The 13,013-nt window shown below is 71.8% G+C and carries 13 protein-coding genes and 1 pseudogene; 7 read left to right on the forward strand and 7 right to left on the reverse strand.

The window, feature by feature from the left end; translation table 11 throughout:
* Positions 1–3 precede the first annotated feature (3 nt).
* Both qcrB and ACWDAK_RS10355 read right to left on the reverse strand, forming a co-directional pair.
* Entirely contained in the window at positions 4–1,605 is a 1,602-nt protein-coding gene (gene qcrB, locus ACWDAK_RS10350; protein WP_427393952.1) for a cytochrome bc1 complex cytochrome b subunit, read from the reverse strand.
* Between the two features lie 252 nt (positions 1,606–1,857).
* A complete protein-coding gene (locus tag ACWDAK_RS10355) occupies positions 1,858–2,745 on the reverse strand; it encodes a LysR substrate-binding domain-containing protein (RefSeq protein WP_344636070.1) in 888 nt (295 codons plus the stop codon).
* A 95-nt stretch (positions 2,746–2,840) separates the two neighbouring features.
* On the opposite strand from ACWDAK_RS10355, the gene ACWDAK_RS10360 reads away from it, so the two are divergent.
* On the forward strand, positions 2,841–3,872 hold the full coding sequence (locus ACWDAK_RS10360; RefSeq protein WP_344636069.1) for a bile acid:sodium symporter family protein: 1,032 nt from the start codon (positions 2,841–2,843) through the stop codon (positions 3,870–3,872).
* Between the two features lie 67 nt (positions 3,873–3,939).
* On the opposite strand, the pseudogene ACWDAK_RS10365 reads toward ACWDAK_RS10360, so the two are convergent.
* Together ACWDAK_RS10365 and ACWDAK_RS10370 are read right to left on the reverse strand one after the other, a co-directional pair.
* Positions 3,940–4,059: pseudogene (locus ACWDAK_RS10365) on the reverse strand (hypothetical protein); the annotation flags it as partial.
* Between the two features lie 95 nt (positions 4,060–4,154).
* On the reverse strand, positions 4,155–4,349 hold the full coding sequence (locus tag ACWDAK_RS10370; RefSeq protein WP_344636068.1) for an antitoxin: 195 nt from the start codon (positions 4,347–4,349) through the stop codon (positions 4,155–4,157).
* 236 nt (positions 4,350–4,585) lie between these two features.
* Between ACWDAK_RS10370 and ACWDAK_RS10375 the strand changes: the two genes are divergently transcribed.
* The 3 genes from ACWDAK_RS10375 to ACWDAK_RS10385 all read left to right on the forward strand — a co-directional run bounded on the left by ACWDAK_RS10375 (position 4,586) and on the right by ACWDAK_RS10385 (position 6,896).
* Positions 4,586–5,047: a VOC family protein gene (locus ACWDAK_RS10375; protein WP_427393953.1), complete on the forward strand. Its 462-nt coding sequence runs from the start codon at positions 4,586–4,588 to the stop codon at positions 5,045–5,047.
* A 42-nt stretch (positions 5,048–5,089) separates the two neighbouring features.
* The gene (locus tag ACWDAK_RS10380; RefSeq protein ID WP_427393954.1) at positions 5,090–5,608 is read left to right on the forward strand and encodes a GNAT family N-acetyltransferase; all 519 of its coding nucleotides are present in this window, start codon (positions 5,090–5,092) and stop codon (positions 5,606–5,608) included.
* Positions 5,609–5,696: 88 nt separating this feature from the next.
* Positions 5,697–6,896 carry an aminotransferase class V-fold PLP-dependent enzyme gene (locus ACWDAK_RS10385; protein WP_427393955.1) on the forward strand — a complete coding sequence of 400 codons (1,200 nt, stop codon included), beginning with the start codon at positions 5,697–5,699 and terminating at the stop codon, positions 6,894–6,896.
* Between the two features lie 105 nt (positions 6,897–7,001).
* On the opposite strand, the gene ACWDAK_RS10390 is transcribed toward ACWDAK_RS10385, so the two are convergent.
* On the reverse strand, positions 7,002–8,111 hold the full coding sequence (locus tag ACWDAK_RS10390; RefSeq protein WP_344636064.1) for a PP2C family protein-serine/threonine phosphatase: 1,110 nt from the start codon (positions 8,109–8,111) through the stop codon (positions 7,002–7,004).
* Between the two features lie 88 nt (positions 8,112–8,199).
* On the opposite strand from ACWDAK_RS10390, the gene ACWDAK_RS10395 reads away from it, so the two are divergent.
* Positions 8,200–8,835, forward strand: coding sequence for an alpha-ketoglutarate-dependent dioxygenase AlkB (locus ACWDAK_RS10395; protein ID WP_427393956.1), 636 nt, complete (start codon positions 8,200–8,202; stop codon positions 8,833–8,835).
* A gap of 116 nt (positions 8,836–8,951) precedes the next feature.
* Positions 8,952–9,767: an arylamine N-acetyltransferase family protein gene (locus tag ACWDAK_RS10400; RefSeq protein ID WP_427393957.1), complete on the forward strand. Its 816-nt coding sequence runs from the start codon at positions 8,952–8,954 to the stop codon at positions 9,765–9,767.
* A gap of 97 nt (positions 9,768–9,864) precedes the next feature.
* Here the strand turns inward: ACWDAK_RS10400 and ACWDAK_RS10405 are convergent, their stop codons facing one another.
* Positions 9,865–10,737 (reverse strand): NAD-dependent epimerase/dehydratase family protein, encoded by an 873-nt coding sequence (locus ACWDAK_RS10405; RefSeq protein ID WP_427393958.1) that lies wholly within the window; start codon positions 10,735–10,737, stop codon positions 9,865–9,867.
* A 59-nt stretch (positions 10,738–10,796) separates the two neighbouring features.
* A complete protein-coding gene (locus ACWDAK_RS10410) occupies positions 10,797–10,976 on the reverse strand; it encodes a hypothetical protein (protein ID WP_344636060.1) in 180 nt (59 codons plus the stop codon).
* 309 nt (positions 10,977–11,285) lie between these two features.
* Between ACWDAK_RS10410 and ACWDAK_RS10415 the strand changes: the two genes are divergently transcribed.
* Positions 11,286–12,854 carry an FAD-dependent monooxygenase gene (locus tag ACWDAK_RS10415; RefSeq protein WP_427393959.1) on the forward strand — a complete coding sequence of 523 codons (1,569 nt, stop codon included), beginning with the start codon at positions 11,286–11,288 and terminating at the stop codon, positions 12,852–12,854.
* Positions 12,855–13,013 lie beyond the last annotated feature (159 nt).

The raw sequence follows: 13,013 nt of genomic DNA on the forward strand, positions 1-13,013 counted from the left end.
GGCTCACGGCCGCTCGGAGGGCACCGTGTCCTCGCGGGGCTCGGGGAAGTCGACCCGGTCCCGGTAGTACCAGGAGCTGAGCGCCGCCCTGAGCCGGGCGAGCCGAGAGGCGCCGGCTACGGGGCGGGGCAGCGGACGCGGCACGGTTCGGGCCGCCAGGGTGAACCGTCGCCGGTCGGTGAGCGAGTGTGAACTCTCGTGGAATCCGCCCTCGACCGACGCGCGGATGAACCCGCTCTCCTCACCCTCCGCCAGCCGCTCGCGGTCCACCTGCTGCAGCCCCAGGCACACCCGCTTGGTCACCCAGAACGCCACGACCGGGACCACGAACACCAGCGCCCGCAGCACGCGGTCCAGCCCCTCCACCGAGACGGCGAAGGTGCGGGCGATGACGTCCTGCGCACCCGCCAGCAGCAGGATCACGTAGAACGAGAACCCGGCCACGCCGATACCGGTGCGGGTGGGCTGGTTGCGCGGACGGTCGCACAGGTGCTGCGGGCCCAGGTCGCCGGTGACCCAGCGCTCCAGGAAGGGGTAGGCGTACAGCGCCGCGAAGAAGCCCAGCGGGAAGAGCACGGCGGGGATCAGCGGGTTCCAGGGGATGCTGTGGCCCCACAGCCGGGTCTCCGCGCCCGGCATCAGCCGCAGCGCGCCCTCGATGAACCCCATGTACCAGTCGGGCTGGGCGTCGGTCGAGGCCTGGTCGGGACGGTAGGGACCGTACCGCCAGACCGGGTTGATCTGGCCGATCGCCGAGACCAGCGCCAGGACGCCGAAGACCATCGCCAGCAGGCCGTTGGTCTTCACCAGGAACAGCGGGTAGAGCGGTTTGCCGACTACGTTGCGGTTGTTTCGGCCCGGCCCGGCCCACTGGGTGTGCCCGAGGGCGAACACCAACAACAGGTGCAGCGTGATCAGGCCCGCCAGCGCTCCCGGCAGCAGCAGGATGTGCGTGGTGTACAGGCGCGGGATGAGGATCTGACCGGGGAAGTCGCCGCCGAACAGCAGATAGCTCAACCAGGTGCCGACCAGCGGGACGGACAGGATGAACCCCTGCGCGGTGCGCAGGCCGGTGCCGGACAGCAAGTCGTCGGGCAGCGAGTAGCCGGCGAAGCCCTCCAGCAGGGAGAGCTGGAAGAGCGTCAGCCCGACCAGCCAGTTGACCTCCCTCGGGCGGCGGAACGCACCTGTGAAGAAGATCCGCAGCAGGTGGACACCGATCGCCGAGGTGAAGACCAGCGCGGCCCAGTGGTGGATCTGACGGATCAGAAGCCCACCGCGCACCTCGAAGCTGATCGCCAGCGTGGAGGAGTACGCCTCGCTGACCAGCACCCCGCGCAGCGGCGCGTACGGTCCGTTGTACACGGTCTCGGCCATCGACGGCTGGAAGTACATCGTCAGGAACACCCCGGTGAGCAGGAGCACCACGAAGCTGTACAGCGCCAGCTCGCCGAGCAGGAAGGACCAGTGGTCCGGGAAGATCTTCCGCAACAGGCCCCTGAGCCCGTCGAACAGCGGGGCCCGGCCGTCGAGTGCCACGGCCGTGCGCCGGACGGCCTTGCGGGTACGTCCGCCGATCCCGGACCTGTTCCACCACCGCGCCATCACGACTCCCGTCCGCGAGCGACCGTCCCGCACAGCCATACCGTGAAGCCCCGGCCGTTCCCGGGCGGACGCGCTCCGCAGCGCGGCCTTCACCCGATTGCCCGGAGCTCCCGCGGGCCGGCGGCCGGTCGGGCGGGTGCGGGCCGGTGGCCCGGCCACCGAACTCCCGATGTGGCCTGTCAGCTGAGCGGCCGCGCGCTTCGGGGGCGCACGGTGGTCGCCGAGACGGCCACGGCGCGATGCGGCCGGGGTTCAGTCCCGGCGGCCTCCCGGCGCCCCGCGCGGGACGTGCTGCAGTCGGTCGCCGCCCGCGAGCAGGGCGTCGGCGAGCGAACGCACCGGTCCCCGGGCGGTCCTGCGTCCGGAGGTGAGCACGAACTCGGTTTCGCCGAGGTCCGGCAGCTCCGGCTGTGGCGGCAGCTCGCGCAGACCGGGCGGGATCAGGCTCCTGGCGTGGGCCATCACGCCGAGACCGGCCAGTGCCGCCGCCCGTACCCCGGACAGGCTGGTGCTGGTGCAGGCGATCCGCCACGGCCGTCCGTCCCGGTCGAGGGCCTCCAGGGCACGGGCCCGGGTGATGCTCGGCGGCGGATAGACGATCAGCGGTACGGGCTGCCCGGGCTCGGGTGCGAAGTCATCGGCCCCGATCCAGACCAGGCGGTCCCGCCACAGCAGCCGTCCGTCGGAGCTTTCGGAGGGACGTTTGGCGAGCACCAAGTCCAGTCTGCCGTCGGCCAGTTGCTCGTAGAGGGAGCTGCTGAGGCCGACCGTGAGCTCCAGGTCCACCCCTGGGTTGCCCCGCCGGAAGGTGCGCAGGACCTGAGGCAGCTCGGTGTACACGAAGTCCTCGGACGCCCCGAACCGAACCCGGCCCCGGGCCGGGCTGCGGGCGAAGTACGCGTAGGCCTGCTCGTTGGCGTCCAGGATCGACCGGGCGAAGCCCACCATGGCCTCGCCCTCGGCAGTGAGCTCGACGGAGTGGGTGTCGCGCCGGAACAGCCGTCGGCCGGTGCTCTCCTCCAGCCGCCGGACGTGCTGGCTGACCGTCGACTGGCGCACTCCCAGCCGGTGGGCGGCGCGGGTGAACCCGCCGGTCTGCGCGACCGCCAGGAAGGACCTCAGCTGGATCGGATCGAACACCTGATGAGCGTAGCGCTGGTCATCATATTTTGTGATGGCAGTGAGCGCCGCGAGCGGGATTCACAATCACCGGGCCCGGGACCAGGCTGAGGGCCATGCCCTTCCCCAAGCTGCCACGCCGCCTGCCCTTCGACCCCTACCTGGCCGCCCTGCTCGGCACCGTCGCCCTGGCCGCCCTGCTCCCCGCCCGGGCAGCGGCCGCGACGGCCGTGTCGGACACCGCCGACGGGGCGGTCGCCCTGCTCTTCTTCCTCTACGGCGCGCGGCTGTCCACCCGGGAAGCCCTCGACGGCCTGAAGCAGTGGCGTCTGCACGGCACCGTGCTCGCCGTCACCTACGTCCTCTTCCCGCTGCTCGGACTGGCCTGCCGGGCACTCGTCCCCGGACTGCTCTCCCCGCAGCTCTACCAGGGACTGCTCTTCCTCACCCTGCTCCCGTCCACCGTCCAGTCCTCGATAGCCTTCACCTCCATCGCGCGCGGCAACGCCGCCGCCGCCGTCTGCAGCGCGACCTTCTCCAGCCTCGTCGGCGTCGTGCTCACACCCCTGCTCGCCGCCGCGCTGCTCAGCACCCAGGGCCGGATCGCCGCCCACTCGGTGCTCGGCATCGTCGAGCAACTGCTACTGCCCTTCCTGGCCGGGCAGTTGCTGCGCCGCTGGATCGCCGCCTGGATGGGCCGCCACCGCCGGGTGCTCGGCCTGGTGGACCGCGGCTCGATCCTGCTGGTGGTCTACAGCGCCTTCAGCGCCGGCATGGTCGGCGGCATCTGGAGCCAACTGCCGCTGCCCGGGCTGGCCGTGCTGCTGGTGGTGGAGGCGGCGCTGCTGGCACTGGTGCTGTGCTGCACCGCGCTGCTCGGCCGCCGGCTCGGATTCGGGCGCGGGGACCGGATCGCCCTGGTCTTCTGCGGCTCCAAGAAGAGCCTGGCCGCCGGGCTGCCGATGGCATCGGTGCTCTTCCCCGGCTCGGCGGCCCTGATGGCACTGCCGCTGATGCTCTTCCACCAGATCCAGCTGATGGTGTGCGCGGTCCTCGCCCGCCGCTGGGGCGCCGAGGAGCTGCCGGCCCCCGCCCCGGCCCCGGTCGTGGTCGCGGTCCCGGTCGGTGGTCAGGGCACGGAGACCTGACCGGCGCCGGGTCGAAGCCACGGTGGACGACCACCGTGCCGCCGCGGACCAGGGCGCCCAGGGCCAGCGCGTTGAGCCCGCCGATGTGGAACATCGGCGCGACGGCGAGGGTGGTGTCCCGGAGCCGGCTGTCCAGCATGGCGCAGACGTTGACCTGGTTCCACCACAGGCTCCCGTGGGTCAGCATCGCCCCAGGCTCGGCCCGCCCGGTCGGCCTGACAAGGGCGGACGGCAGGAAACCGTGCTCCGCACGCGGCCCGCCAAGCGGTATTCCGCCGTGGGTCACTGCTGGGGCGGTTCGTCCGGTGGGCGGTTCACGCCCAGCTGCTCCTTCAGCTTGTCCTGGGTCGAGTGGACCCGGCTGCTGTACCTGCCGTGGGTCTTCTCGTCGAAGAAGTCCCCCGCTTTGTCGATGCCTCTCATGGCCTGCTCCTCGTGGCCCTTCAGCATCTGCCTGACCTTGTCCATCACAGACATGGGCGTCCTCCTTGCCGAGACTGCTCCCTCTCCAGCGTCGCCGCTCGGCCCGGAGTCCGCACGCCGATCGGTCCGGCACCGGTGCCCGCCACGGAACCGGCCACCCGGTACGGTCGGGGCCGGCCCCCGGCGTCTGGCTGCCCGGACCCGGACCGTCCTCGGGCGATGCGTGATACCGGCGTTCCTGATTCTCCGTCAGAATCGTCGGCAGATGAGGTCGGGAAGATGGGAGCCGCATGAAGGAGCAACTGCAGCAAGCCCGCTGGACGCACGTCGCACTGCCGGTCGGTGATCTCGACCGGGCGATCGACTTCTACACCTCGCTGACGCCGCTCGTGGTGGTGTCCCGGTTCGCGGACGACGCGGGCCGCAGCGCCTGGCTGTCCAACCCCGGCCAGTACGAGACACCCTTCGTGCTGGTGCTGGTGGCCTTCGACCGGGAAAGCGGCAAGCAGCTCGGCCTGCTCACCCCCTTCGCTCACCTGGGCATCGAGGTGCCCAGCCGCGCCGAGGTGGACCTGATCGCCGAGCGGGCCAGGGAACTCGGCTGCCTGCACTGGGAACCGCAGGACGTGTCCGAGTGGGTGGGGTACGTCTGCGCGCTGCGGGACCCGGACGGGAACGTGATCGAGATCTCGCACAACCAGAAGGTGTTCGAGACGGTGCGCAGGCTGTGGGCGCCACCGGCCGAGGCATAGTCCGCACAGGGCCCAAGGACCAGGCCCTGGCAGACTTACGGAATGATCATCAGAGCCGCCCAGGAGCGGGACTTCACCGGCTTCCTCGACCTGGCGGCCCAGGTCGAGCACTGGTTCGGCCCGATGGTGGGGGAGAGCGGCTTCCACCGCGCCGTACGCAAGCACACCGGCCGGGCGACGGCCCTGGTCGCCGTCCCATCCGACGGCGGGCCCGGTCCACTCGGCGGGCCCGGTGCACTCAGCAGGCCCGGTCTGCTCGGCGGGCTGCTGTTCGGCGGGCAGGCCCCCGTCCACCACGTCCACTGGCTGGTGGTCGCGGAGCACGCGCGCAGGCAGGGCGTCGGACGCGCGCTGATGGCGGAGGCGCTGCGCCGGATCGGGCCCCTGGTGGGCAGCGTGGACGTGGTCACCTTCGGGGCGGGCCATCCGGGGGCCGTGACCAGCGGGGCGCGGGTCTTCTACGAGCGGCTCGGGTTCGCCCCCGCCGAGACCGCCGAACCGGGCCCGGAAGGCGGTTCACGGCAGGTCTACCGGCTGGCCGCCGGCCGTCCCGGAGCGTGAGGCCGGGTTTCTACGGAGCGGGGACATCGCCAGGTCCCGGCACGTTGCAGGGAGACGGAGCACGACGATCACGAAAGGGGCCGGGCCGGTGGAACGGATCGATCTGGAGCGGGTGCGTCGAGATACGGCGGGCTGCGCACGAGTCGTTCATCTGAACAACGCCGGGGCCGCTCTGCAGCCGCGTCCGGTGGTGGACGCGGTGATGCGGCACCTGCGGCTGGAGGAGGAGGTCGGGGGTTACGAGGCCGCCGGTGCCGAGGCCGACCGGATCGAGCACACCTACGACGCGCTGGCCCGGCTGGTGTGCGCCGGCCGGGAGGACATCGCGGTGGTGGAGAACGCCACCCGCGCCTGGGACATGGCCTTCTACTCGATCCCGTGGGCACCGGGCGACCGGATCCTGACCGCCCGCGCCGAGTACGCCAGCAACGTCATCGCCTTCCTCCAGGCCGCCCGTCGGTACGGAGTCCAGGTCGAGGTCGTACCGGACGACGACAGCGGCCAGACGGACGTCCAGGCGCTGCGGGAGATGATCGACGAACGGGTGAGACTCGTCGCGGTCACCCATGTGCCCACCCAGGGTGGCCTGGTCAATCCCGCCGCCGAGATCGGCAGGGTCACGCGGGAAGCCGGGGCGATCTATCTGCTGGACGCCTGCCAGTCCGTCGGCCAGTTCCCGGTGGACGTCACCGAGGTCGGCTGCGACCTGCTCAGCGCGACCGGCCGCAAGTTCCTGCGCGGACCGCGCGGCACCGGCTTCCTCTACTGCTCACCGCGCGTCCGGACCCGGCTGGAGCCGCCCTTCCTGGACTTGCACGCCGCGACCTGGACCTCGCCTGACACCTACCGGATCCGCGACGACGCCCGCCGGTTCGAGAGCTGGGAGACCTTCTACGCGGGGAAGATCGGTCTGGGGGTCGCCGCCGACTACGCCCTGGAGCTTGGCCTGGACGCGATCGAGGAGCGCATCACCCGGCTCGCCGACGTACTGCGCCGGCGCCTGCGCGCCCTGCCCGGGGTGAGCGTCCACGACCGGGGAGCGCGCCAGTGCGGCATCGTGACCTTCACCGTCGAGGGCCGGGACAGCCACCGGATCGCCCAGGACCTCCGGGAGCAGGGGATCAACGTCTCGGTCTCGACCACGGACTCCGCCCGCTGGGACTTCGAGGCCCGGAACCTGACCTCAGTGGTCCGCGCGTCGGTCCACTACTACAACACCGAGGACGAGCTCGACCGGCTCTGCGAGGCACTGCCGGGGCCGCGCGCTGCCCAGAGCGCCCGGATGTGATCACGCGCCCCAGAGCGTGCACGGTTCCGCGGCGTCCCAGGCAATCTCCCCGGACCGCGCGCGCTCGGGCCCGCCCCGACCGGCCCCCAGGTCAACCACGCCCGCTCAGGTCCGCCTGAGGGCGATCAGTGCCGCGTCGTCCCGCAGCCGCCCGCCGACGTGGTCGACCAGGTCGTGCCGGATGTGCCGGAGCAGGTCGGGCGGGTCGGCCGTGGACCAGGCGGAGACCCGGTCGGTGAGGGGATAGAAGGCGCGGGAGCGGTCCCGCGCCTCGGTGATGCCGTCGGTGTACAGCAGGATGGTGTCGCCGGATTCGAAGGCGAAGGTCTCCACGGGGTACCGGGTGTCCCGCAGCCCGCACATTCCCAGGGGGGGCGCCGGCTCCCGGGGGTGGAGGAGGTCGACCAAGCCGCCGTGCAGCAGCAGTGGCGGCGGATGGCCGCAGATCGTCGTCCTGACCACCGGGGAGGCGTCGGGGATGTCGAGCAGCAGTGCGGTCACGAACCGCTCGGTATGCTCCCCGTGCTTCTCGTCGGTCGGCGCGGTCTCCGCCAGATGGCGGCAGAAGCTCTCCTCCAGGGCGGAGGCGAGTGCCGGCAGGTCCTGGTAGTGGTGGGCCAGCTCGCGGAAGGCGCCGAGCAGATGGGCGGAGTCCCCGACGGCGGCCAGGCCCTTGCCCCGGACGTCCCCGATGATCAGCCGGGTCCCGTGGGCGACCCTGGTGGCGGCGTAGAGGTCGCCGCCGACATGGGCTTCGTCCTCGGCCGCCAGGTACGCCGCCGCGACTTGGAGCGGGCCGAGTCGCGGCGGCAGCGGTCTCAGCAGCACCTCCTGGACGGCCTCGGACACCGACCGGACATGCGTCAGCTCCCGCCCGTGCCGCTCGCGCACCCGGCAGTAGAAGACGATCACGGCCGAGACCACCAGCAGCGCCGCGACCTGGGCCTCGTGGTTGGTGGTGCCCAGGCCGCCGTGGAAGATCCCGATCACCACCTGTGCCACCACGGCGGTGAACCCGATGAGGGCGGTGAGTCGGGCACCGGCGAAGGAGGCCGTGATCGCCGGCGCGACCACGAGCAGCGGCCCGAGGTGGACGTAGGGGGGCGAGGCGATGTCGATCGAGGAGATCGCCACGATGAAAGCGAGCGGGATCAGCACCAGCAGCCCGGTCGGGCTCGGCCGGCGGAGCTGCGTGCGAGGCTGCCGTACTCTCACGACTCCACCCTGCACCTTGCCCGGCCGTCACACCTTCCGGCCAAGGCATATCCGATCAGATGTTCGATATATGGCGTAGCCTGGACGAGTGAGCGTCCACCTCCAGACATCGCTGTTCGACTCCGCCGAGGCCGCGCCGCTGCGGCTGGGGGATCTCGCCGCGCTGCGCCGCACCGAGCTGTCCCACGACGCCTGGGTCGACCTGCTGCCGGGCTGGCTGACCGGCTCGGACGCGTTGTTCGAACACCTGGCGACCCATGTCCCCTGGCGCGCCGAGCGCCGGAAGATGTACGACAACGTGGTCAGCGTGCCCCGGCTGCTGGCGCACTACCGGGAGGGTGAGCCGCTGCCGCACCCCGTCCTGGGCGCGGCCCGCGAAGCGCTCAGCGCCCACTACGCCGAGGAACTCGGCGAGCCGTTCACCACCGCCGGACTCTGCTTCTACCGGGACGGACGGGACGGCGTCGCCTGGCACGGCGACCGTCTCGGGCGCGGCAACACCCACGACACCATGGTGGCCATCCTCTCGGTCGGCGAGCCCCGAGCCCTCGTGCTCCGCCCCCGGTACGGCGACGCACCCCAGCTGCGCCTGCCGCTGGGCCACGGCGACCTCGTCGTGATGGGCGGCAGCTGCCAGCGCACCTGGGAGCACGCCATCCCCGAGACCGCCCGCGGCGCGGGCCCGCGCATCAGCATCCAGTTCCGCCCGCACAACGTCGGCTGACCGGCACCGGCAGCGGGGCCGATGGCCGATCCCGCCCAAAGCACCTACCACCAGCACATATTGACGGTCAGTGCCCCAAGGGAGCCCGACTACGGCCACCGCGTATCGTCGGTCGTATGGCTCTTGACCTCGACGACTACTTCACCCGCACCGCCTGGACCGGAGAACGTCGGCCCATCGTCGAAACCCTGCGGACGATCCACCGCGTGCACCTGTACGGCATCCCGTTCGAGAACCTCGACCCCCTGCTGGGGACGGCTCCCTCGCTGGACCTCGACGACCTGCAGGCCAAGCTGGTGCGCGGTACCCGCGGCGGTTACTGCTACGAGCACAACACGCTGCTCGCCGCCGTACTGGAGTCCCTCGGCTTCGGCGTCACCCTGCTCTGCGCCCGGGTCCTGGTCGGGGCGCAGCCCGGGGCCGTCCGGCCGCGCACGCACATGATGCTGCTGGTGGAGATCCCCGGACACGAGGGCCGCTACCTCGCGGACGTCGGCTTCGGCTCCAGCGGCGCGCTGACGGAGCCGGTGCCGCTGGTCGCGGACCAGGAGTTCGACGCGGACGGGCGGCGCCACCGGCTGGTGTTCGACGCGGAGCGGCGCGGACCGCTGCCGACCTGGGTGCTCCAGCACGGCCGGCCGGACGGTTCCTGGGCCGACCAGTACGCCTTCACCCTGGAGCCCTACGAGGCACCGGACTTCGAGGTCATCAACTGGCACATCGGGACCAACCCACGCTCGCCCTTCACCAAGGAGGTGTACGCCTGCCGCACCCTGCCCGGACGGCACCTCCAACTGAGCGGACGGAAGCTGGTGGAGACCAGGACCGGAGGGGAGCGCGAGGAGCGCGAGCTGGCCGACGTGGACGAGGTGTTGCGGGTACTGGAGGCCGAGTTCGGGATCGTCCTCCCGGAGGGGACCAAGCTGCCGTGAGCACGGCGCCGTCGGTCCGCGCCCGCCGCACGGTGAGCGCGGCTCGCCGCCGAGGCCGGGTGCGGGCGGGGAGCCGCGCTGATCCGGTGCTGGCGGATCAGACGCCTTGGTCCGCGAAGCCGGTCCGCCAACTGGTCCGCTCGGTGCGCCAGCCACGCGAGCGGGCCAGGCCGCCCGCCGCACCGCGGGCCCAATCCTGTCGCCCGGCAGTGGCCTCGGGCGCGGGAACCCCGAGCGTCCGCGCCAGTACCGGGAGCCAGTCGCGGGCCCGCGCGGGCTCGTCGTCGACGATGTTGACCGGCCCGGCGGGCCAGGCCAGCGCGGCGACCGCCGCCCTGGCCGCGTCCGCGACGTGGACGAAGGAGCTCACCGAGTCGTCCGCCTCGACGCTCCCCAGGAACCGCGCGTCCGGGGCACCGGCCAGCGCCGCGGCAACGGCACCGCCGGGTGCGTACCAGGTGCCCGGACCGTAGAGGATGCCGTAGCGCAGCACCACCGCGGCGTCCATCTCGATGGCCGTCTCCTCCAGCGCCCGGACGGCGGCCACCATCCCGGCCCGTGGCTGCCGTGCGTCGTCGTCGAGCGGTACCGACTCGTCGGCGGGCCCCTCTCCGGGGGCGTACGCCCAGCAGATGGACTGGGCGACGATCCTCGGCACTCCGGCGGCCCTGGCCGCGTCCACCAGGTTGCGGGTGCCCTCACGGCGGAGCCGGCCGTTGGCGGCGCCGTCCGCGTCGGTGAGATCGGTCAGTTGATGGATCACCACCTCGGGGGCTGCCGCGGCCACCGCGCGATGCAGCCCTTCGGCGTCGAACACGTCGACCCGGGCGGCCGCCGCACCCTGGCGGCGGATCCGCTCCGTCCCGGACTCCGAGCGGGAGGTGCCGGTGACCTCGTGCCCGGCCGCCAGCAGCAGGGGGACGAGGAGTCGGCCGACGGCGCCGGTGGCGCCCGCTACGAAGACACGCATGGGGACTTCCGTTCCACTGCTCGGTTCAGTCGTCCGCAGACCTGCGGACGGAGCCCAGGCTAGACCCGGGCCTCGCCCTCCAACTGGGCCAATCGCACGGAGGTCGGCTGGGCCATTCGTCCGGGACCCGGGCGGCTCGGCTGGGTTCGGCGATGGCGGGCGGGAGGCAGGCCGATCCGGGTGAAGGTGAGCCCGGCGGCGACGACCAGGGGTACGGTCAGCAGGATCATCACGGTCATGGCATCCTCCCGAGAGACGTGAAGGCATGTCGTCGGATACCGTCTGCCCGGCCCGTGACAGGTCGATTCCTCAGATCACCCGATCGGGTGGGGCCAGGTTGCGCAATTGCCTGACAAGCGGTTTCCTGATGGGCTCTTCGACCTCCTTCTCGGCTGATTCTGCGGTTGACCAGGCATGCCACCCCGGGTTCGTCGGACTCCTGTGCACGACATCCCGTGATTGCGGCCGGCCGCCGGGTGCGGAGGATTGATCTCATGGTGGTTCAGGACACCGTCGACGCGGCCGTCGCGTCGGGGGAGGAGCCAGGTATGCCCGTAGCGGACGCCGAGGTGGCGGTACTGATCGTCGGTGGTGGGCCGGTCGGGCTCACCGCCCGGGTGCTACTGGAACGCTGGGGCGTGCGGACCCTGCTGGTCGAGAAGCACGGTGAGCTGTCGCCCTTTCCCCGGTCCCGGCTGGTCAACGTGCGCTCGATGGAGATCTTCCGCCAGCTCGGACTTGCTGACAGGATCACGGCCGGCGCGTTCGCACCGGAGTACGGCCGGATCCGCTTCCGCGACACCCTGCACGACCGCGACTTCGCCACAGCGGCGATGGTCGGGGTCAACGCTCCGGTACCCGCGAGCCCCGTGACCGGCGTGGTCACCTCGCAGGACCGGCTGGAACCCACCCTGCTCGCCGCAGCGGACGCGCCGGTGGGGTTCGGGGTCGAGCTCATTGACCTGGCCGAGGAGGCCGACGGCGTCGTGGCCCTGCTCGTCGACCACCGGCGTGGTGCGGAGACCCGCGTCCGGGCCCGTCATGTCCTGGCCGCCGACGGTGCGAACTCCACCCTCCGGCAACGGCTGGGGATCGACACCACCGGCCCCGGAGCGATGGGGGACTTCACCACCGTCGTGTTCGATGCCGACCTCGACCGCTGGTGCGCCCACCAGCCCGCCGGGGTCTACTTCACCGCGCACGGACTGTTCGCCCCGCTCTACCCCGAAGGCGGCTGGGCCTGGTTCGTCGCCACGCCCGAAGCCGCCGCACGCGCCGACTGGCCCGGCCTCGTCTCGCGCGCCCTCGGCGCCGGCGCCGACGTACCTGCCGACGTGTCGCGGGTACAGCACTGGGTGATGAGCGCGTTCGTCGCCGACCGCTTCCGCAGCGGCCGGATCCTGCTGGCCGGCGACGCCGCGCACGCGGTTCCCATCGTCGGCGGCCTGGGCATGAACGCCGGCATCGCCGATGCGCACAACCTGTGCTGGAAGCTGGCAGGTGTCCTCCAACGGTGGGCCCGGCCGAGCCTGTTGGAGACCTACGAGACGGAACGGCAACCCATCGCCCACCGGACTCTTCGTCAAGCCGTGGTCAACACCCGACTCATGCTCCAGGTACAGAACCGGCGCAGCGAGCAGCTCCGAGCCGGCGAAGCAGCGTCGACCCGGATCGAACTTCCCTGGTCCGAGCGGTACTTCGCCCAACTCGGTCTTGTGTTCGGCGTCACCTACCACTCTGCCGCCGTCCTCGCCGACCGCGGCATCCCGCTCGAGCCGTCCGACAGCGGCCCGGACTATGTCCCCACGGCGAGGCCAGGCCGTCGCATGCCACACCTCTGGCTCACGCGGGACCGCTCCACGCTCGACGCCTTCGGCGAATGGTTCACCCTGCTCACCCCGGACCCCAACCACTGGGCGCAACAGACCACCGCACCATGGCCGCTGCACATCGAGCGCCTTCCCGACGACCATGCCGACCTCTGCGGCCTCGGCCCACATGGAGCACTGCTCATCCGACCTGACGGCCACGTCGCCGCCCGCTGGCCCGATCGCCCATCCAGCGAGTCCACCCTCCACCGCGCCCTCACCGCGATCACCCGCTCGACGCTCCGGTGATCTTGCGGAGACGAGTTCGGGCCGCGGCCCGGGTCGATTGAACTCTCCCACCACGGCGGGTCCTTGCCACCCCGGACGGGGACGGGTAGGGCAGACTGCTCCCCTGGCCAACGACCGTACCGCCCGGGCGCGTTCGGGAATCACTGGCGAGGACCCGGG

This window comes from Kitasatospora sp. NPDC001175, from assembly GCF_053598215.1.